This window comes from Nonomuraea sp. NPDC003214 (assembly GCF_053590035.1).
The window spans coordinates 1-2,450 of record NZ_JBSFSX010000042.1 but is presented as its reverse complement, the minus strand read 5'-3'; the positions used below and the strand labels follow the sequence as shown (position 1 = coordinate 2,450).

Sequence of the window (2,450 nt, the reverse complement as noted above, 5' to 3'; positions counted from 1 at the left end):
TCGGCGTCACCTCCGGCGAGGTGACCGACGCGATGGCGGACCTGGCGGGCGAGGCGGGCGAGCTGATCGAGCGGCTGCGGGGGAGCAGTCCGCACGCGGCCGACTACTTATGGCGACAAATGGGCTTCAGTGCGGGTTTTCACAATATTTCGGGCTATGCCCGACACGACTAACTGTCAGGTCAGATATCATGACAACCCGCTTTACTGCCCCGCATTCCCCATGCCCCCAAAAGTCGCAATAAGCGACAAACGATGACATATTGATTTCTGGGGTCCTATGCGGCTTGAGTGGAATTTGTGGCATTGCTAGGGTGTCTCGATGCCAGGCAAGTGGATCAACCTTTCCCGACGCCTTGACAGGGGTCGCTGACCACGGCGCCGCAGGAGGGAATGCGGCCGTGGCGCGACCGCGGAGGGACGTACAGGCGGTGCTGGATGGATTTCGGTCGCTTTGATCACTGGCGGCTGCCGACCCCGATCAAGATCCTGATCGCGGGAGGCTTCGGCGCGGGCAAGACCACGATGGTGGGCGCCGTGTCGGAGACCCGCACGCTGCGCACCGAGGAGGCGCTCACCCACGTCGGCGTGCACGTCGACGACCTGTACGGCGTCGAGTTCAAGCCGACCACCACCGTGGCGATGGACTTCGGCCGCATCACGATCCGCGGCGACTACATGCTCTACCTGTTCGGCACGCCCGGCCAGGAGCGCTTCTTCTTCGTCTGGGACGACCTGGCCATGGGCGCGCTCGGCGCGGTCGTGCTGGCCGACACCCGCCGCCTGGCCGACTGCTTCCCGGCCATCGACTACTTCGAGAAGCGCCGCCAGCCGTTCGTCGTGGCGCTCAACTGCTTCGACGGGGCCCGCCCGTTCACCGTCGGCGAGGTGCGCCAGGCGCTCGGCCTGGAGCCGGGCGTGCCGATCGTGCGCTGCGACGCCCGCCGGCGCGACTCCAGCCGGGACGTGCTCGTCACGCTCGTCGAGCACGCGATGCGCATGGGCGCCTCGCCGGTCGGGACGTTGTCGTGACCATGACCGGATATTTTTGACCGATGGAGGAGATCGATCGCAGGATCGTCACGCTGCTGGCCGGCGACGGCCGGATGAGCTTCACCGACCTCGCCAGGGAGACCGGCCTGTCGGTGTCGGCCGTGCACCAGCGGGTGCGCCGCCTGGAGAAGCGCGGCGTGCTGCGCGGCTACGCCGCGATCGTCGACTACGACGCCGTCGGGCTGCCGATGACCGCGTTCGTGTCGATCAAGCCGATCGACCCGGCCGCGCCCGACGACGCGCCGGAGCGCCTGGCCCACCTGACCGCGATCGAGGCGTGCCACAGCGTCGCGGGTGACGAGAGCTACATCCTCAAGGTGCGCGTCGCCTCCCCGGTCGCGCTGGAGGAGCTGCTCCAGCAGATCCGCGCCGCCGCCAACGTCTCCACCCGCACCACGGTCGTCCTGAGCACCCCGTACGAGCACCGCGCCCCCGAGGCGCCCGCCGGATAGCCGGCCCGAAGAGTTCGGCCCCCCCACTGTTCGGCAATGCCGAACGCGATGTAGGGTGTGGGGCGTGGGAGACACCATCCAGTCCGTCGAGCGCGCCGCAGGCATCCTGCGCCTGCTGGCCTCCGGTCCGCGCGAGCTGGGGGTGGCCGAGCTCGCCCGCGCGATGGAGCTGCCCAAGGGCACCCTGCACGGCATCCTGCGCACGCTCGTGCACGTCGGGTTCGTCGAGCAGGACGCCACCACCGGCCGCTACCGGCTCGGCGGCACCCTGCTGCACCTCGGCAGCAGCTACCTCGACGTCAACGAGCTGCGCACCCGCTCGCTCAACTGGGCCGACGCGCTCGCCGGGCGCAGCCGCGAGAGCGTGTGGATCGGCACCCTGCACGAGGGCGGGGTCCTGGTCGTGCACCACGTGTTCCGGCCCGACGACAGCATGCAGGTCCTGCAGGTCGGCACCCTGCTGCCCGCGCACGCGACCGCCCTGGGCAAGGTCCTGCTCGCCTACGACCCGTACGGGGAGAGCGCGGGGGAGCCGCTGACCGCGCACACGCCCGCCACCCTGGTCACCGCCGACGCGCTGGCCAAGGAGCTGGAGCTGGTGCGCGGCCGGGGCTGGGCCGCCGACCTGGAGGAGCTGGTCGAGGGCGAGGTGTCGATCGCCGCCCCGATCCGCGACCGCCGCGCCGTCACCGTGGGCGCGATCGGCGTGCGCGGAGCCGTCGAACGGCTGGCCGAGGACGGCGAGCCGCGCCGTGACCTGGTGTCCTACGTGCGCGACGCCGCACGGGCCATCACCCGGGACCTGAGCCGATGACCGGTTGACACCACCCGTCGGGCCCAGACTAGGATCGCAAGCCAGGCGTTCGGCAATGCCGAACATGTGAGAAGTGAGGAAGCCGTGGAGTACGTCGCCGCCATCGACCAGGGCACCACGTCCAGCCGGTGC

At 69.9% G+C, this 2,450-nt stretch carries 3 protein-coding genes; all 3 read left to right on the top strand.

Going from position 1 to position 2,450, the window contains the following annotated elements; all coding sequences use genetic code 11:
- Window positions 1–437 precede the first annotated feature (437 nt).
- The 3 genes from ACWDXC_RS45210 (at window position 438) to ACWDXC_RS45200 (ending at window position 2,318) form a co-directional block, all read left to right on the top strand.
- Window positions 438–1,031, top strand: coding sequence for a GTP-binding protein (locus ACWDXC_RS45210; protein ID WP_219514903.1), 594 nt, complete (start codon window positions 438–440; stop codon window positions 1,029–1,031).
- 23 nt (window positions 1,032–1,054) lie between these two features.
- Window positions 1,055–1,504: an Lrp/AsnC family transcriptional regulator gene (locus ACWDXC_RS45205; RefSeq protein WP_219514902.1), complete on the top strand. Its 450-nt coding sequence runs from the start codon at window positions 1,055–1,057 to the stop codon at window positions 1,502–1,504.
- A 64-nt stretch (window positions 1,505–1,568) separates the two neighbouring features.
- Window positions 1,569–2,318: an IclR family transcriptional regulator gene (locus ACWDXC_RS45200; RefSeq protein WP_219514900.1), complete on the top strand. Its 750-nt coding sequence runs from the start codon at window positions 1,569–1,571 to the stop codon at window positions 2,316–2,318.
- Window positions 2,319–2,450: the final 132 nt, after the last annotated feature.

What these genes read in the sequence shown, in the direction of transcription:
- ACWDXC_RS45210 (WP_219514903.1), top strand. Translation starts at nt 438, where the DNA reads ATGGATTTCGGTCGCTTTGATCACTGGCGGCTGCCGACCCCGATCAAG.
- ACWDXC_RS45205 (WP_219514902.1), top strand. Translation starts at nt 1,055, where the DNA reads ATGGAGGAGATCGATCGCAGGATCGTCACGCTGCTGGCCGGCGACGGC.